Origin of the sequence: Cellulomonas sp. (genome assembly GCF_017744555.1) — a bacterium.
GTDB lineage: Bacteria > Actinomycetota > Actinomycetes > Actinomycetales > Cellulomonadaceae > Cellulomonas.
The window spans coordinates 1-16,839 of the sequence record NZ_JAGIBD010000033.1 but is presented as its reverse complement, the minus strand read 5'-3'; the positions used below and the strand labels follow the sequence as shown (position 1 = coordinate 16,839).

Genomic DNA, 16,839 nt, shown 5'->3' with positions numbered 1-16,839 from the left:
ACCGTTCAGGCGACGACGTCGCGACGTCGGAACCCGACCACACCGAGCGCCGCGAGGACGAGCCCGATGCCGGCGAGCGCGAGCAGCGGTCCTGCGGTGACGTCCTCCAGCGGGTAGCCGGGGACGTGCGCGAACGGAGACAGCTCCTGCAGCCACGACGGCAGCCCGAGCAGCTCACCGAGCAGGCCCACGAGCAGGGACCAGACGACGAGCGCCCAGCCCAGCACGACCAGCCGCGGCACCCACCCGTAGAGCGCCGTCATGAACCCGACCACGACGAGCACCGCGGGCACCTGCACGAGCCCGGCCCCGACGATGGGCCAGAACGACGACGCCCACGTCCCCGCGACGATCCCGTACCCGGTGCCCATCGCGAGCCCGGCGGCGAGCGCGAGGACGACCGTCCCGACCGTCACGACGGCCACGTTGACCAGCAGGTACGTGGTCCGCGGCACCGACCGGCCGAGCAGCAGCTCGGTGCGGCCGGCGGACTCCTCGGTCTGCAGCCGGGCGAGCGCCGCGACGACGTAGGCACCGGCGGCGAGCCCGACGAAGCTCATGATCGTCACGACGAAGACGTCCTGGAGCGCCCCCTTCCCGCCGATCTGCTCGATGATCTGCTGCATCTGCGGGCTGTCCCCGGCGAAGTCGTCGACCGAGTCGAGGATGAACCCGACGAGCAGCGTGTACGCCGCGACCGGGCTGACCCAGGTGCCGAGCGTGGTGCCCTGCAGCCGCCACGTCAGGGCCGACACCGACCCGAGGCGCGGGTCGCCCGCGGGGCCGGGTCGGTCGGCGATGAGGCCCGCGCCGAGGTCGCGGTGCAGCGCCATCCGGTAGGCGACCGCGGCGCCGACGACGAGCGTCGCGACGCCGAGCAGCACGAGGCCGAGCCGGTTCTCGCCGAACGGGTCGATCTTCTGGCCCCACCCCATCGGGCTGAGCCACGCCAGCCAGGACACCGAGTCGGAGATGTCGGCGGCGGCCCGCAGCACGTACGTGAGCGTGAGGATCGAGACGGCGATGCTGCTCGCGGTGCGCGCGACGGACGCGACCTGCACGGCGACCGCCGCGATCGCGACCCCGGCCAGGCCGGACACGAGGTTCTGGAACGCGAACGCCAGCGCGCCGAGCCCCCCTTCGCCGAGCACGGGGATCGCGACGGCGAACGACGTGACGGTGACGAGCACGAGCGCGGTGATCAGGCCGGCGGTGAGCGCGGCGAGCCTTCCGACGCGCAGAGCACCGACGAGCTCGAGCCGGCCGGCCTCCTCCTCGCGGCGCGTGTGCCGCACGGTCGTCATCGCGCCGAGGATGCCCACGACGAGCGCGAGGAACGCACCGATGCGCCAGCAGGCCATCGCCCCGAGCGACTCGGGGTGCCGCGCGGGACCGAGCAGCGCGAGGAACGCGGTGTTGCTGCCGATCGTCGCGGCGAGCGCCTGCCGCTGCTCGACGGTCGGGTACGCGCTCGCGACCGCCGAATAGGTCGACTCCATCATCAGCACGAGGATCGCGACGGTGACGGGGATGCGGACCCGGTCGCGGCGCAGCGCGAGCCGCAGCAGCGTCCCGGTGCCGGTGAGCAGCCCGCCGGGACGCGCCGGGGCGAGCGTCGTCGGGGCGAGGGCGACGGCGGTCATCGCGTCGCCGCCGGCTCGCTCGAGCCCTCCAGCGCGGCCAGCTCGTCGCCGTACTCGCGCAGGAACAGCTCCTCGAGCGACGGCGGCGTGATGGTGAGCGCGGACGGCGCCAGGTCGGCCAGGGCTCTCGTGACCTGCGGCAACGCGTCGTTGTCGACGTGGAACGTGACATGCCCGTCCGTGGTCGTGAGGTCGTGCACGCCGTCGAGCGCCGCGAGCGCGTCCGTCGTGCCCGCGACGACCGTGCTGACGCGCGCGCGGGTCAGGTGGCGCAGCTCCGCGAGGGTGCCGTGCTGCACGGCCTTGCCCTGCCGGATGATCGTCACGGTGTCGCACAGCTCCTCGACCTCGGCGAGGATATGGCTGCTGAGCAGCACGGACACCCCCTCGGCGGTCGCCTCCCGGACGCACCGCTGGAACACCGCCTCCATGAGCGGGTCGAGGCCCGACGTGGGCTCGTCGAGCACGAGCAGCTCGACGCCCTGCGTCGCGAGCGCGGCGACGAGCGCGACCTTCTGCCGGTTCCCCTTCGAGTACGTGCGCGCGCGCTTGGTGGGGTCGAGCTCGAACCGCTGCAGCAGCTGGTCCTTGCGCCGCGGGTCGAGCGGGCGGCCGGACAGCCGCACGAGCAGGTCGATCGCCTCGCCGCCCGTGAGGTTCGGCCACAGCGTGACGTCGCCCGGCACGTACGCGAGCCGGGAGTGCAGCGCGACCGCGTCGGTCCAGGGGTCCCCCCCGAGCAGGCGGACCGTGCCGCGGTCGGCCTTGAGGAGGCCGAGCAGCACGCGGATGGTGGTCGACTTCCCGGCGCCGTTGGGCCCGAGGAAGCCGGCGACGGTGCCGGCGGGGACGACGAGGTCGAGCCCGTCGAGGGCGTGCGTGGTGCCGAACGACTTGTGCAGCCCGGCGACCTCGATGGCGAGGGTGCTCATGACGACTTCCTTTGCTGGGAGGGCTACGGGTGGCGGGAGGTGTGCGCGCCGCTCACGGCGGTGCGGTCGCGTGCCCGTCGGTCGCTGCTCTGAACTCGTCCAGAAGCTCGCTCGTCGTCAGGAGGCCGTACGTCATCACCTCGAGGCCGGGCAGCAGCACGGACCGCCAGATCTCCCGCAGCGCCCCGGCCGGGTCGACGGTCGGCGAGACGCCACGGCCGGCCTCGGCCTCGAGGTGCGCGATCAGGAGCATGCCGACGCTCGTCGCGATGAGGTACCGCGCCCGCCCGACGGGGTCGGCGCTGGGCCGGACGGTGCCGCTCTGCACCGCCTCCGCGAGGTAGGACGCGGCGTCGGCGACCATGCCCTCGACGAAGGTGGCGGCCACCGGCCCGCCCTCCAGGAGGGCCCGGACGACGTAGCCGAAGATCGCCGCGTACTGCTCCGCGTCGTCGATCGCGCCGACCACCTGCATCGGCGACCACCGGGTCATCGCCTCGGTCTTCGTCTCGCGGATGGTCCGCAGCACGTAGGCGTCGCACTCGGCGCGCAGGCCGTCCTTCGATCCGAAGTGGTGGATGACGAGCGCGGGGCTCACGCCCGCGTCGGTGGCCACGGCGCGCAGGCCGGCCCGGAAGCCGTCGCGGCCGAAGCGGGCGATGGCGGCGTCGCGGATGCGGGCGCGGGTGGTGAGGTCGTCACTATCGACTGAACGCACGTTCACCACTCTAAACACGTGTTCAGCCGAGCGCCAGCCCCTTCGTCGGACCGTTGCCGTCCACATCGGGGACCTTCGACCCACCCGCGCGCGACCCCGCCGGTGTAGACCCGAGCGCGGCGGCTCAGGGTGCGACCAGGGGCCTGACCAGGGACATCACCGATGCGGCGGCGGTCCGCCGCTCGGGAGCATGGTCACGCAGGGGCATCCGGACGCGTAGTGAGGTGGAGGATCATGACGGGCCAGCCGACGACCCCGATCGCGAGTGCGAGGGGTCTGGTCAAGACGTACGGCAAGGGCGACACGGCGGTGCATGCCCTCGCGGGCGTCGACGTCGACTTCGGCCGAGGTGAGCTCACCGCGATCATGGGGCCGTCCGGCTCCGGCAAGTCGACGCTCATGCACTGCATGGCCGGCCTGGACCGCACCGACGCCGGCACCGTCGTCGTCGACGGGCTCGAGGTCAGCGGGATGAACGAGCGCCGGCTGACGAAGCTGCGGCGCGACCGCCTCGGGTTCGTGTTCCAGGCCTTCAACCTGGTCCCGACCCTGACCGCGCTGGAGAACATCACGCTGCCGCTCGACATCGCGCGCCGCCCCGTCGACCGCGAGCACCTCGCCACGGTCGTGGAGGCCGTCGGCCTCGCGGACCGCCTGAGCCACAAGCCGTCCGAGCTGTCGGGCGGCCAGCAGCAGCGGGTCGCGTGCGCCCGAGCCCTCGTCACGCGGCCCGCCGTGGTGTTCGCCGACGAGCCGACCGGCAACCTGGACTCGGCGTCGTCCGCGGAGGTCCTCGGCTTCCTGCGCCGGTCCGTCGACGAGCTCGGGCAGTCCGTCGTCATGGTCACGCACGACCCGACGTCCGCGTCGTACGCGCACCGCGTGCTGTTCCTGGCCGACGGACGGCTGGTCGGCGAGCTGACCGACCCGACGCCCGAGTCGGTGCTGGCCACGCTCGCGGCGCTACGTCCCGCACGTGCCGGCTCGGCCGACAGCTCGCTGGTGGCGGCCGCTCAGACCGCGGCGCTCTGATGGGACGCGTCGCGCTGCGCGGCATCCGCGCGCACCTGGTGAGGTTCCTGCTGTCGTTGCTGGCCGTCGCGCTCGGCGTCGCGTTCGTCGCGGGCACGTTCGCGCTGCGGACCATGCTGTCCGGCACGTTCGACGGGATCGTCGACGCCGCGGCGCCCGCCGACGCCTACGTCCGCGTCCAGCAGGCCGAGGGCTCGTCCGTGGTCACGGGCGAGGCCGACGCGACGGGGGCGAGCGTGCCGCGCACCCTCGTCGACGAGGTCGCGGACGTCGAGGGCGTCGCGCACGCGATCCCCGACGTCCAGGGACCCATCGTCCTGGTCGGAGCCGACGGGACCGCCGTGCAGAGCACGCAGGCGCCGTCCTTCGCCCTCATGTACGTGCCGGACGACCCGTCGCTCGACGTCGTCGAGGGCCGCGGGCCGCAGCGGCCGGGAGAGGTCGCGCTGGAGTCGGCCACCCTGGACTCGTCGGGCCTCGCCGTCGGCGACACCACCGACGCGGTGCTGGGCGGCCAGGTGACCCAGGTCGAGATCGTCGGTCGGGTGGACGCCGGCGGACCCATGGCGGGCGCGACGATCGTCTTCGTCGACGAGCAGACCGGCATGGACGTGCTCGCTCCCGAGGGGGGCGTCGGGGACATCGCCGTCTACGCCGCGGACGGCACGACGGTCGACCAGCTCGTCGACCGCCTGTCCCCCCTCGTCCCCGACGGGCTCGAGGTCGTCACGGGTGACGCGCTGCGCACGGAGAACAAGGACGAGATCGCGAGCCAGCTCGGGTTCGTCACGACGTTCCTGCTGGTGTTCGCGGGCATCGCGCTGTTCGTCGGCGCGTTCATCATCTCCAACACGTTCTCGATGTCGGTGCGGCAGCGCATGCGCGAGCTCGCGCTGCTCCGCGCCGTCGGGGCGTCGCCATCGCAGGTGTTCGCGTCGGTGCTCGTGCAGGCCGCCGTCGTGGGCCTGGTCGGCTCGACGCTCGGCATCCTGGGCGGCCTGGGCCTCGTCTCCCTGCTGCGGGTCGGCCTCGGGGCGGTCGGCATGGACCTCGTCGGGAGCATCCCCGTCGACACGACCACGATCGTCGTCTCGCTGGTCGTCGGCACCGCCGTCAGCGTCCTGGCCGCCGCCCTGCCCGCCCGTCGCGCGGCGCTCGTGCCGCCCGTCGAGGCGATGCGCGACGAGGTCGCCACCCCGGAACGGTCGCTGCGCTGGCGTGCGATCGGCGGGCTCGCCGTCACCACGCTCGGCGCGGCCGCCGTCGTCGCGGCGCTCGTGCGGCCCGAGTCGGACCGTGCGGAGACGGCGCTGGGCGTCGGCGCCGCCGCGGTGCTCGTGGGGGTCCTGATGCTCTCGCCGACCGTCGCGCGGACCGCCGTCGGGGTGCTCGCGTGGCCGTTCGTCCGGCTGCTGCGGCCCGTCGGACGGCTCGCGCGCGGCAACGTCGTGCGCAACCCGCGCCGCACCGCCAACACCGCGGGCGCGCTGATGATCGGCATGGCCCTCGTCGGTGCCGTCTCGGTCATCGCCGTGACCGCGCAGCAGTCGGTGGCCGCCGTCGTGGAGGCGCAGACCAACGCCGACGTCGTGGTGCGGTCGGCCACGAACGTCATCCCAGCCGGCGCGGTCGACGACGTCGCCGCCCTGCCCGAGACGGGGAGGTCGGACGCGATCGCGTTCGCCCCGCTCGGCGTGACCGCCGGCGACACAGCGCCCGAGGTGCAGTACGTCATCGGCGTGGGCGCGGGAACCCTGGGCGGGTCGGTCGAGGTCGACGTGGTCGACGGTGCGCTCGACACGCTCGGCGCCGGGCAGGTCGCGGTCCAGGAGAGCGCGGCCGAGACGAACGGCTGGGGCGTGGGCGACACGCTCACGGTCGCCGGGGTGGACGGGTCGCAGGACCTCGTCGTCACGGCCGTCTTCACGACCAACGTCCTCGGGGCGCCGCTCGTCGTCGACCAGGGCGTGCTCGACGGACTTGTGCCCCGCGAGCAGCAGCAGGTCGACACGATCCTCGTGGCCGCCGCCGACGGCGTGAGCACCAGCGAGCTCAAGGCCGCCGTCAGCGAGGCCGTCGCGCCGTACGTCGTGGTCTCGGTGCTCACCCGGGCGGAGTTCGTGTCGAGCCTCGCCGACCAGGTGAAGCAGGTCCTCGTGATCCTGTACGCGCTGCTCGGCCTGTCCCTCGTCATCGCAGTGCTCGGGATCGTCAACACACTGGCGCTGTCCGTGATCGAGCGGACGCGGGAGATCGGGCTGCTGCGGGCCGTCGGCCTCGGCCGTCTTCAGCTCGCGGGGACGGTGACGATCGAGTCGGTGCTCACCGCCGTGTTCGGCACGGTGCTCGGGCTGGGGGTGGGCGTCGCACTGGCGTCGACGCTGCCGACGGTGTTCGCCGACGAGGGCCTGTCGACGCTGGTCGTCCCGTGGGGGACGCTCGCCGGGATGCTGGTGCTCGCGGTCGTCGTGGGTGTCTTCGCTGCGGTGTGGCCCGCGACGCGGGCGGCCAGGCTGAAGGTGCTCGACGCCGTCGCCTACGAGTGACGCGCGAGACCTGCTGAGCCGGGCCGGGCGATCCGCGACCTCGCGGGTCGTCCGGCCGCGGGCGATGCCATCCCGGACGAGAAGCGGCCGAGGCGCCATTGCCCCGACCACCGACGAACCTAGCGGGTGAATCGTCCGGATGACACGGTCAGTGGCGAGAACGACCGATTTCGTGGCCGATCTGCTGCATGACGTCGGAAGCCGCTATGGCGACGCTCACACCTCGAACACGTACCCCATCCCCGGCTGGGTGACGATGTGCCGCGGATGCGCCGGGTCGTCCTCGAGCTTGCGCCGGAGCTGCGCCGAGTAGACGCGCAGGTAGTGGGTCTCGTCGGAGTACCCAGGCCCCCACACGTCCTGCAGCAGCTGCCGACGCGACACGAGACGCCCCCGGTTGCGCACGAGCACCTCGAGCATCGACCACTCGGTGGGCGTGAGCCGCACGTCGACGCCGTCGCGCAGCACGCGCCGCCGGGCCAGGTCAACGGTCAGCGACCCGGCGACGACGACCGCCTCGTCGCCGTCCGACGGCGCAGCGGACCGCCGCACGGCCGCCCGCAGCCGCGCGAGCAGCTCGTTCATCGCGAACGGCTTCGTCACGTAGTCGTCGGCGCCCGCGTCGAGCGCGTCGACCTTGTCCTCGCCGTGCTGCCGGGCGGACAGCACCACGATCGGCACGCGCGACCAGCCACGGACGGCGGTGATGACGTCGAGGCCGCTCATGTCGGGCAGCCCGAGGTCGAGCAGGATCACGTCCGGCGGGTGGTGCGCCGCCGACGCGATCGCGTGCGCGCCGTCGTCGGCGGTCGTCACGGTCCACCCGGACGCGCGCAGCGTGATGGCGAGGGCGTGCGCGAGGCCGGGTTCGTCGTCGACGACGAGGACGCGGCTCACGACGAGGCCCGCGGCACGAGCACGACCATCGTCAGTCCGCCGCCAGGGGTGTCCTCGGCGCGGACCTCGGCGCCGACGGCGGTCGCGAGCCCGTCGGCGACGGCGAGGCCGAGCCCGAGGCCGGTGCCGGACCCGTCGCCCAGCCGCTGGAACGGCTCGAACATGTGCACCTTGAGATCGTCGTCGAGGCCGGGCCCGTTGTCGGCGACGCGGACGACGAGGCCCTCCGGCGAGTCCTGCGCGCTGACGACGACGGGCGGCCCGTAGCGGACGGCGTTGGAGACGAGGTTCGCGACGACGCGTTCGAGCAGCCCGGGGTCGGTGCGCACGAGCGGCAGCGTCTCGGGCAGGTCGAGGCGGACGACGTTGGCGGGGTACCCCTCGACGGCCAGGGGGACGACCTCGTCGAGGCTCGTGTCGCGGAGCACCGGGCGGACGCTGCCGGTCTGCAGGCGGGACAGGTCGAGCAGGTTGTCGATGAGCCGTTCGAGCCGGTCGGTGGAGTCGGCGAGCGCCTCCTCCAGGGCGGCCCGGTCGGCGGGCCCGAGCGAGAGGCCCGTCAACGCGTCGACCGAGGCCCGGATCGTGGCGAGCGGGGTGCGCAGGTCGTGCGAGACGGCCGCGAGCAGGGCCGTCCGCGTCGCGTCGGCCTGCTCGAGGACGCGCGCCTGCTCGGCCTGCTCCCGCAGCCGGTTCTGCGAGAGCACCGCGCCGACCTGCGACGCGAACGCCTCCAGCACCCGGCGGTCGCTCGCGGGCAGCACCCGGCCGCACAGGGCGAGCACGCGCGTCTCGTCGACGGTCAGCACCGCCTGGCCGTCCTCCGGGCGCAGCGCGGGCTCGGGACCCGACGACGCGAGCACGGTCCAGGACGCGCCCGACCGCTCCAGCAGCGAGACGGCCCGCAGCGTGAACGTCTCGCGCAGCCGTCCGACGAGCGCCTCCGCGCTGTCGTCCCCGGATAGCACGGCCCGCGACACGGACGCGAGCGCGGACGCCTCCGCACGCGCCCGGAACGCCTCACCCGTGCGCCGGGCAGCGAGGTCGACGACGGACGCGACACCCGCGGCGACCAGCACGAACACCACGAGCGCGAGCGCGTTCTCGGGCCGCTCGATGGTGAGCAGCCCCGTCGGCTCGGTGAAGAACCAGTTGAGCAGCAGGAACCCCGCGACGGCGCTGACGACGGCCGGCCACAACCCGCCGACGATCGCGACGAGCACCGTGAGCGTGAGGAACAGCATGAGCTCGGTCGGCAGGCTGATCGAGTCGCGCAGCAGCGACAGGACCCACGTGAGCAGCACGGGCCCGACGAGTGCGAGCAGCCACCCGGCGAGCCGCCGCGACGGCGACAGGGGCGACCGTCCGGACAGCCGCGGCCGCCCGGACCGGGCCTTCTCGTGCGTCACGAGGTGCACGTCGATCGCCCCGGCCAGCCTCGCGATCTCGGTCCCGTTGCCCTCCGACAGTGCCTCGCGCCACCGGCTCCGGCGGGACACCCCGACGACGATCATCGTGGCGTTCACGCCGGTCGCGAAGTCGACGACCGCGCTCGGGACGTCCTCCCCGACGACCGTGTGGAACGTGCCGCCGAGCTGTTCGACGAGCTCGCGCTGCGCCGCGATCCGCCCGGGTGGCGCGCTCGGCAGGCCGTCGGTCGCGAGCACGTGCACGGCGAGCAGCTCCGACCCGGCAGCCCGCTGGGCGATGCGCGCACCCCGGCGCAGCAGCGTGTCCCCCTCGGGGCCGCCGGTGACGGCGACGACGATCCGCTCGCGCGCGGGCCACGGCGTCTCGATGCGGTGGTCGCGGCGGTAGTCGGTGAGCGCGTCGTCGACCCGGTCCGCGAGCCACAGCAGCGCGAGCTCGCGCAGCGCGGTGAGGTTGCCGAGCCGGAAGTACGACGCGAGCGACGCGTCGACCTGCTCGGCCCGGTACACGTTGCCGTGCGCGAGCCGTCGCCGCAGGGCCTGCGGCGGCAGGTCGACGAGCTGGATCTGGTCGGCGTCCCGCACCACCTGGTCGGGGACCGTCTCGCGCTGCCGGATGCCCGTGATGGCCTCGACGTCGTCGTTGAGCGACTCGAGATGCTGCACGTTGACGGTCGTGACGACGTCGATGCCCGCGTCGAGCAGGTCGTGCACGTCCTGCCACCGCTTGGGGTGCCGGGTGCCGGGGACGTTGGTGTGCGCGAGCTCGTCGATCATCGCGACCTGCGGGGCACGGCGCAGCACGGCGTCGACGTCGAGCTCGGTGAACTCGCTGTCCCGGTGGGTCAGGACGAGCCGCGGCAGCACCTCCAGGCCGTCGAGCTGCGCGGCGGTCGCGGCACGCCCGTGGGTCTCGACGAGCCCGACGACGACATCCGTGCCGCGCGCCGCCCGGCGGTGGGCCTCGTCGAGCATCGCGTACGTCTTGCCGACGCCGGGCGCGGCGCCGAGATAGACGGTGAGCCGTCCACGCCGGGCCCGGATGTCCGGGGCGCCGGGGCGCGCCGCGGCCCCGGCGGACGCTCCGGCTGAAGCCTTCGTCACGTCCGGCGTGACGAAGTCTTCAGGCTGGCTGCCCTCGACGCCGGTCACGAGCCCATTGTGCGCAGCGCGAGGTTGAGGGCGAGCACGTCGACCCGCGGCTCCCCCAGGAACCCGAGGTCCCGGCCCACGACGTGCCGCTCGACGAGCGCCGCGACCTCGTCCTGCGGCAGCCCCCGCTCGCGGGCGACCCGCGCGACCTGCAGCCGCGCGTACGCCGGGGAGATGTCGGGGTCGAGCCCGGACGCCGACGCGGTGACCGCGTCCGGCGGCACGAGCGACGGGTCCACGCGCTCGTCGGCGGCGACCTGCGCGCGCCGTGCGTCGATCGCGGCGACGAGTTCCGGGTTGTTCGGCCCGAGGTTCGACCCGGCCGACGCGAGCGTGTCGTACCCGTCCCCCGCCGCCGACGGCCGCGGGTGGAACCACTGCTCCCCCGCGAACTGCTGACCCACGAGCACAGAGCCGACCGCGGACGACGGCGACGTCACCCGCGACGCGTCGGCGGCGACGAGCGACCCGGACGCCTGCCACCGGAACAACGCCTGCCCGACGCCGGTGACCGCGAGCGGGTAGACGACCCCGAGCAGCACCGTGAGGACGAGCAGCACGCGCAGGCCGGCGAGCGTCTGGCGGACGAACGACACCGCGGTGGTGCCGACGGGACGGGGAGCGAGGGTCGTGGTCATGAGGCGATCCCGGGGAGGAGGGAGATGACGACGTCGAGGAGCTTGATGCCGACGAACGGCGCGACCAGCCCGCCGACGCCGTAGACCAGCAGGTTGCGGCGCAGCATGACCGAGGCCGCCGCAGGCCGGTACCGCACGCCGCGCAGGGACAGCGGCAGCAGCGCGACGATGACGAGCGCGTTGAACACGACCGCCGAGAGGATGGCCGACTCCGGGCTGGCCAGGTGCATCACGTTGAGCACGGCCAGCTGCGGGAACGCGACGACGAACATCGCGGGCAGGATCGCGAAGTACTTCGCGACGTCGTTCGCGACGGAGAACGTGGTGAGCGCGCCGCGCGTGATGAGCAGCTGCTTGCCGATCTCGACGATCTCGATGAGCTTGGTCGGGTTGGAGTCGAGGTCGACCATGTTCCCGGCCTCCTTGGCGGCCGTGGTGCCCGTGTTCATCGCGACGCCGACGTCGGCCTGCGCCAGCGCCGGGGCGTCGTTGGTGCCGTCGCCGCACATCGCGACCAGCCGGCCACCGGCCTGCTCGCGGCGGATGAGTGCGAGCTTGTCCTCGGGCGTGGCCTCGGCGAGCACGTCGTCCACGCCCGCCTCGGCTGCGATGGCCGCCGCGGTGAGCGGGTTGTCGCCCGTGACCATGACGGTCCGGATGCCCATGGCCCGCAGCGCGTCGAACCGTTCGCGCATGCCCTCCTTGACGACGTCCTTGAGATGGACGACCCCGAGCACGCGTGCCGGCGCCTGCCCGACCTGCGAGGCGACGACGAGCGGTGTGCCGCCCGACGACGAGATCGCGTCGACCGTCGCGGCGACGTCCGGGCCGGTGTGCCCGCCCGTCGAGCGCACCCAGTGCGTCACGGCCGCGGCGGCTCCCTTGCGCACCCGTCTGCCCGGCAGGTCGACGCCGCTCATGCGGGTCACCGCCGTGAACGGCACGAGCTGCGCACCCGCCAGGTCGTGCCGCTCGCGCAGCCCGAACCGCTCCTTGACCAGCACCAGCACCGACCGTCCCTCGGGCGTCTCGTCGGCCATGCTCGACAGCTGCGCGGCGTCGGCCAGCACCTCCGGCGAGACCCCGGCGGCGGGCAGCAGGTCAGCCGCCTGCCGGTTGCCGAGCGTGATCGTGCCGGTCTTGTCGAGCAGCAGCACGTCCACGTCCCCGGCCGCCTCGACGGCCCGGCCCGACATCGCGAGCACGTTGCGCCGCACCAGCCGGTCCATGCCCGCGATCCCGATGGCCGACAGCAGCGCGCCGATCGTCGTCGGGATGAGGCACACCAGCAGCGCGACGAGCACGACGAGCGACTGCTGCGCTCCGGAGTAGACCGCGAACGGCTGCAGCGTGACGACGGCCAGCAGGAACACGATCGTCAAGGTCGTGAGCAGCACGTTGAGCGCGACCTCGTTGGGCGTCTTCTGCCGCGCCGACCCCTCGACGAGCCCGATCATCCGGTCCACGAACGTCTGGCCGGGCTGCGCGGTGATCCGCACGACGATCCGGTCCGACAGCACGACGGTCCCGCCGGTCACGGCCGACCGGTCCCCGCCGGACTCCCGGATCACGGGCGCGGACTCCCCGGTGATGGCCGACTCGTCGACCGACGCGACGCCCTCGACCACGTCCCCGTCGGACGGGATCGTCTCCCCCGCCTCGACCACGACGACGTCCCCGACCCGCAGCGTCGAAGACGGCACCTCGGTGGTCGGCAGACGCCACAGCGACGTCGTCTCCTCGAGGGTGTCGGCCGGGGCGACGACCCGGCGGGCCGTCGTCGTCCGCTGCGTGGCGCGCAGCGTGGCGGCCTGCGCCTTCCCCCGCCCCTCGGCGACGGACTCGGCGAGCGTCGCGAACAACGCGGTGAGCCACAGCCACACCGTGACCGCCCACGCGAACACGCTCGGCTCGGCGACGGCCAGCACGGTCGTGAACGCGGCGCCGACCTCGACGACGAGCAGCACGGGCGCACCCCACAGCCGACGGGGGTCGAGTCCGCGCAGCGCACCCGGCAGGGCCGCGGCGAGCTGCCGGGCGGAGAGCGCGCTCGGTGCACCCGGGACCCGGTGCGCGACCGGCGTCCGCGGCGGGACCTGCAGGACGGTGCTCATGACAACGACTCCACGACGGGACCGAGGGACAGGACGGGGACGAACGTGAGGCCGACGACGACGAGCGTCACCGACACGAGCAGGCCGACGAACAGCGGGCCGTGCGTCGGCAGCGTCCCGGCGCTCGCGGGCGTGCTCCGCTGCGAGGCGAGCCGGCCGGCCAGCGCCAGCACGAGAGCGATGGGCACGAACCGGCCGGCGAGCATCGCGAGCCCGAGGAGCGTGTTGTAGAACGGCGTCGCCACGGTGAGCCCGGCGAACGCGGACCCGTTGTTGTTGCCCGCCGACGCGAACGCGTACAGCACCTCGGACAGCCCGTGCGGGCCGCCGTTGAGGATCCCGGCACGCCCGTCGGGCGTCGCGATCGCGACCGCGGTCCCGACCAGCACGATCGCCGGCATCGTCAGCACGGCCAGGGCGACGAGCGTGATCTCCTGCCGCCCGATCTTCTTGCCGAGGTACTCGGGCGTCCGCCCGACCATGAGCCCCGCGAGGAACACCGTGACGACCGCGAGCACCAGCAGCCCGTACAGCCCCGTGCCGACGCCGCCCGGCGCGACCTCGCCGAGCAGCATGTTGACGATCGTCACGCCGCCGCCCGGCGCCGTCAGGGAGTCGTGCATCGCGTTGACGGCCCCGGTCGACGTGCCCGTCGTCGACGCGGCGAACAGCGCTGACGCCGCCGCACCGAACCGCACCTCCTTGCCTTCGAGAGCCCCTCCCGCGGCCAGCGGCGCGAGCCCCGGCCCGGCCGTCTCCGCCCAGGTCAGCAGTGCCACGGCACCGGCCCACAGCGTCGCCATCGTCGCGAGCACGGCCCACCCCTGACGCCGGTCGCCGACCATCACGCCGAACGTGCGCGGCAGCGAGAACGGCACCAGCAGGAGCAGCACGACCTCGACGACGTTCGTCCACGGCGCCGGGTTCTCGAGCGGGTGCGCCGAGTTGGCGTTGAAGAACCCGCCGCCGTTGGTGCCGAGCTCCTTGATCGCCTCCTGCGACGCGACCGGGCCGCCGAGCACGTGCTGCGCGCCGCCCGCGAGGGTCGTGATCTCGGTGTGCCCGTCGAAGTTCTGGATGACGCCGCCCGCGACGAGCACGACCGCCGCCACGAAGGCGAGCGGAAGCAGCACCCGCACCGAGCCGCGCACCAGGTCGGACCAGAAGTTGCCGACCCGCCCGTCCGTCCCGGACCGCACGAACCCGCGCACCAGGGCCACGGCGACGGCGAGCCCGACGGCGGCGGACACGAAGTTCTGCACCGCGAGCCCCGCCATCTGCAGCAGGTGCCCCGCGGCGGCCTCGCCCGAGTACCACTGCCAGTTCGTGTTCGTCACGAACGAGACCGCGGTGTTCCACGCGCCCGCCGGGTCGAACCCCGGCACGCCGAGCGACATCGGGAGCACGCCCTGCAGGCGCGCGAGCCCGTACAGCAGCAGCACGCCGGCCATCGAGAACCCGAGCAGCGACAGCAGGTACGTGCTCCACCGCTGCTCCGCGTCCGGGTCCACCCGCATCACCCGGTACCCGACCCGCTCGACGGCCAGGTGCCGCGGCGACGTGAACACGCGCGCCATGTACTCGCCGAGCGGCCGGTGCGCGAGCGCCAGCACCAGCACGACGAGACCGACCTGCGCGACGGCGACCATCGGCCCGCTCACCGCACCTTGTCCGAGCGCAGCAGCTGCACGACGAGGTACACCAGCAGCGCGGCGGCCACGACGAGCCCGGCGACGTCAGCCGCGCTCATGACCGGTCCGCCCGGCGGGCGACGAGAGCGACGGCGGCGAAGAACGCCACGGTCAGCGCGAGGAAGGCCAGGTCGGCCATGGGAGGCACCTTCGACGATCGGCCGGGACGGTCCCTCGGACCGCACCGGACGAGCCCCGGGAGGGCCCGCTCCTCAGGTGTAAGCCCGGGTCAGCGCCCCGGCGGCCACCCTTGACGGATCCTTGACGGCCGCACGCCCACCCTTGACGGGGTACCGCACGCGCCACGTCGTCGACGTCTCGTTTCGGTGTGACCTTTCCCATCTGGGGTATCCGTGCCGTACGGTGTTCCTCGTAGTCGCTGTGCATCGCTTGTCATGACCGCCGCGGGAGACCCGGCACGACGTTCTCGAGGCTTCCTCGACGGACGGACGACGACCACCGTGATCACCGGTCCCGGTCAGACGGGGTTGTCAGTACCAGCCTGAGAGAAGAGAGCATCATGCCTGTTGGCACCGTGAAGTGGTTCAACGCCGAGAAGGGCTTCGGCTTCATCGCCCCCGAGGACGGCGGCCCCGACGTCTTCGCGCACTACTCGGCCATCGCGACGAGCGGCTACCGCACGCTCGAGGAGAACCAGAAGGTCCAGTTCGACGTCACGCAGGGCCCGAAGGGTCCGCAGGCCTCGAACATCACGCCTCTGTGACCTACGCTCGACACTGAGCACCCGTCGAGACCCCGGCCCGCGCGGCCGGGGTCTCGTCGTATTCACCGGACGACGAGGCGTGGCTGTCGCGAAGTCCCCCTCCCTCGGAGACACCGGGGACGACAGGACGGACCGCCATGACCATCGACACCGCGACACCCACCTCGCAGCGACCGCGTGACAGAGCGGTCAGCGACTTCACCGAGCTCACTCGGCGCGTCCAGGCGGCAGGTCTCATGCGCCGCCGCCCGGGCCACTACACCGCACGGATCACGGCGGCCGTCGTCGCGATGGGCGCGCTCGTCGCCGGGATCGTCCTGGTGGGCGACTCCTGGTGGCAGATCGCGGTCGCGGTCGGCGCGGCCGTCGTCCTCACGCAGGTGGCGTTCCTCGGGCACGACGCCGCGCACCGGCAGATCTTCTCGAACGGCCGGGCCAACACGTGGACCAGCCTGGTGCTCGCCAACCTGTTCGTCGGCCTGAGCTACGGGTGGTGGCAGCACAAGCACACGCGGCACCACGCGAAGCCGAACCAGGTCGGCGCCGACCCGGACATCGACCTCGAGGTCATCGCGTTCACGCCCGACGACATCGAGCGGCACCGCAGCAGGCTCTCGCGGTGGTTCCTGCGCAAGCAGGGCTGGTTCTTCTTCCCGCTGCTGTTCCTCGAGGGTGCAGCGCTGCACGTCGCGGCGATCCGCCGGGTGTCGTCGCGCGAGCCGATGGAGCGCCGCGGGGTCGAGCTCTCGATGCTCGCCGTCCGCCTGGTCGGCGGTCTCGCGCTCGTCCTGGCCGTGATGTCGCCGGTCAAGGCCGCCGTGTTCCTCGTCGTGCAGCTCGCGCTGTTCGGCTTCTACATGGGCGCGTCGTTCGCGCCGAACCACAAGGGCATGCCCCTGATCCCGAAGGACGCCCGGATCGACTTCCTGCGCCGGCAGGTGCTCACGAGCCGCAACATCGGCGGGGGCCGCTGGGTCGACGTGCTCATGGGCGGGCTCAACCACCAGGTCGAGCACCACCTGTTCCCGTCGATGCCCCGGCCGAGCCTGCGCCGCGCGCAGCCGCTCGTGAAGGCGTACTGCCAGGCGCACAACATCCCCTACGCGTCGGTGTCGCTGCCGCGGTCGTACGCGATCATCGTGCGGCACCTCAACAGCGTCGGGCGTCCCGACCGCGACCTGTTCGCCTGCCCGGTGACGGCCCTGTACCGCGTCTGACGCGGTTCCGGGCGGGTATCTGGCCCGTCCGGGCCGACCTCCTCCTCGTCGGGTGCCGACCGGCGCCCGACGGTCCCGCCTCCGGGCGAGGGCCGTCCCTGGACC

General features: G+C 73.3%; 13 protein-coding genes. 4 read left to right on the top strand and 9 right to left on the bottom strand.

Annotated elements, in window-relative coordinates; genetic code table 11:
* Positions 1-5: 5 nt before the first annotated feature.
* From J7523_RS16850 to J7523_RS16840, 3 genes are read right to left on the bottom strand one after another with little or no spacing between them, the layout of a single operon-like run.
* Complete coding sequence (locus J7523_RS16850; RefSeq protein ID WP_291889213.1) at positions 6-1,643, bottom strand: hypothetical protein; 1,638 nt, start codon at positions 1,641-1,643, stop codon at positions 6-8.
* Positions 1,640-2,575 carry an ABC transporter ATP-binding protein gene (locus tag J7523_RS16845; protein ID WP_291889210.1) on the bottom strand — a complete coding sequence of 312 codons (936 nt, stop codon included), beginning with the start codon at positions 2,573-2,575 and terminating at the stop codon, positions 1,640-1,642. The genes J7523_RS16850 and J7523_RS16845 overlap by 4 nt, the downstream gene beginning before the upstream one ends.
* Before the next feature lie 52 nt (positions 2,576-2,627).
* Positions 2,628-3,293 (bottom strand): TetR family transcriptional regulator, encoded by a 666-nt coding sequence (locus J7523_RS16840; RefSeq protein WP_291889207.1) that lies wholly within the window; start codon positions 3,291-3,293, stop codon positions 2,628-2,630.
* Positions 3,294-3,527: 234 nt separating this feature from the next.
* Between J7523_RS16840 and J7523_RS16835 the strand changes: the two genes are divergently transcribed.
* Together J7523_RS16835 and J7523_RS16830 are read left to right on the top strand one after the other, a co-directional pair.
* On the top strand, positions 3,528-4,325 hold the full coding sequence (locus J7523_RS16835) for an ABC transporter ATP-binding protein (RefSeq protein WP_291889205.1): 798 nt from the start codon (positions 3,528-3,530) through the stop codon (positions 4,323-4,325).
* Complete coding sequence (locus tag J7523_RS16830) at positions 4,325-6,871, top strand: ABC transporter permease (RefSeq protein ID WP_291889203.1); 2,547 nt, start codon at positions 4,325-4,327, stop codon at positions 6,869-6,871. The genes J7523_RS16835 and J7523_RS16830 overlap by 1 nt, the downstream gene beginning before the upstream one ends.
* Positions 6,872-7,087: 216 nt before the next feature.
* On the opposite strand, the gene J7523_RS16825 is transcribed toward J7523_RS16830, so the two are convergent.
* The 6 genes from J7523_RS16825 to J7523_RS16800 are packed head-to-tail and all read right to left on the bottom strand — an operon-like array spanning position 7,088 to position 14,852.
* Positions 7,088-7,768, bottom strand: a complete 681-nt coding sequence (locus tag J7523_RS16825; RefSeq protein WP_291889201.1) for a response regulator transcription factor — start codon at positions 7,766-7,768, stop codon at positions 7,088-7,090.
* The gene (locus J7523_RS16820; RefSeq protein ID WP_363267207.1) at positions 7,765-10,350 is read right to left on the bottom strand and encodes a DUF4118 domain-containing protein; all 2,586 of its coding nucleotides are present in this window, start codon (positions 10,348-10,350) and stop codon (positions 7,765-7,767) included. Before J7523_RS16820 ends, J7523_RS16825 begins: the two co-directional genes overlap by 4 nt.
* Positions 10,347-10,988 carry a potassium-transporting ATPase subunit KdpC gene (kdpC, locus tag J7523_RS16815; RefSeq protein WP_291889199.1) on the bottom strand — a complete coding sequence of 214 codons (642 nt, stop codon included), beginning with the start codon at positions 10,986-10,988 and terminating at the stop codon, positions 10,347-10,349. Before kdpC ends, J7523_RS16820 begins: the two co-directional genes overlap by 4 nt.
* Positions 10,985-13,102 carry a potassium-transporting ATPase subunit KdpB gene (gene kdpB, locus J7523_RS16810; protein WP_291889196.1) on the bottom strand — a complete coding sequence of 706 codons (2,118 nt, stop codon included), beginning with the start codon at positions 13,100-13,102 and terminating at the stop codon, positions 10,985-10,987. The genes kdpC and kdpB overlap by 4 nt, the downstream gene beginning before the upstream one ends.
* On the bottom strand, positions 13,099-14,751 hold the full coding sequence (gene kdpA, locus J7523_RS16805) for a potassium-transporting ATPase subunit KdpA (RefSeq protein WP_291889264.1): 1,653 nt from the start codon (positions 14,749-14,751) through the stop codon (positions 13,099-13,101). The genes kdpB and kdpA overlap by 4 nt, the downstream gene beginning before the upstream one ends.
* An 8-nt stretch (positions 14,752-14,759) precedes the next feature.
* Positions 14,760-14,852, bottom strand: coding sequence for a potassium-transporting ATPase subunit F (locus J7523_RS16800; RefSeq protein WP_203752648.1), 93 nt, complete (start codon positions 14,850-14,852; stop codon positions 14,760-14,762).
* Positions 14,853-15,313: 461 nt separating this feature from the next.
* Here J7523_RS16800 and J7523_RS16795 point away from each other — a divergent pair, with 461 nt between their 5' ends.
* Positions 15,314-15,517 (top strand): cold-shock protein, encoded by a 204-nt coding sequence (locus J7523_RS16795; protein WP_203752644.1) that lies wholly within the window; start codon positions 15,314-15,316, stop codon positions 15,515-15,517.
* Between the two features lie 137 nt (positions 15,518-15,654).
* The gene (locus J7523_RS16790; RefSeq protein WP_291889190.1) at positions 15,655-16,734 is read left to right on the top strand and encodes an acyl-CoA desaturase; all 1,080 of its coding nucleotides are present in this window, start codon (positions 15,655-15,657) and stop codon (positions 16,732-16,734) included.
* Positions 16,735-16,839 lie beyond the last annotated feature (105 nt).

What these genes read in the sequence shown, in the direction of transcription:
- J7523_RS16800 (WP_203752648.1), bottom strand. Translation starts at nt 14,852, where the DNA reads ATGAGCGCGGCTGACGTCGCCGGGCTCGTCGTGGCCGCCGCGCTGCTG.
- kdpB (WP_291889196.1), bottom strand. Translation starts at nt 13,102, where the DNA reads ATGAGCACCGTCCTGCAGGTCCCGCCGCGGACGCCGGTCGCGCACCGG.
- kdpC (WP_291889199.1), bottom strand. Translation starts at nt 10,988, where the DNA reads ATGACCACGACCCTCGCTCCCCGTCCCGTCGGCACCACCGCGGTGTCG.
- J7523_RS16835 (WP_291889205.1), top strand. Translation starts at nt 3,528, where the DNA reads ATGACGGGCCAGCCGACGACCCCGATCGCGAGTGCGAGGGGTCTGGTC.
- J7523_RS16790 (WP_291889190.1), top strand. Translation starts at nt 15,655, where the DNA reads ATGACCATCGACACCGCGACACCCACCTCGCAGCGACCGCGTGACAGA.
- J7523_RS16850 (WP_291889213.1), bottom strand. Translation starts at nt 1,643, where the DNA reads ATGACCGCCGTCGCCCTCGCCCCGACGACGCTCGCCCCGGCGCGTCCC.
- J7523_RS16845 (WP_291889210.1), bottom strand. Translation starts at nt 2,575, where the DNA reads ATGAGCACCCTCGCCATCGAGGTCGCCGGGCTGCACAAGTCGTTCGGC.
- J7523_RS16830 (WP_291889203.1), top strand. Translation starts at nt 4,325, where the DNA reads ATGGGACGCGTCGCGCTGCGCGGCATCCGCGCGCACCTGGTGAGGTTC.
- kdpA (WP_291889264.1), bottom strand. Translation starts at nt 14,751, where the DNA reads ATGGTCGCCGTCGCGCAGGTCGGTCTCGTCGTGCTGGTGCTGGCGCTC.
- J7523_RS16795 (WP_203752644.1), top strand. Translation starts at nt 15,314, where the DNA reads ATGCCTGTTGGCACCGTGAAGTGGTTCAACGCCGAGAAGGGCTTCGGC.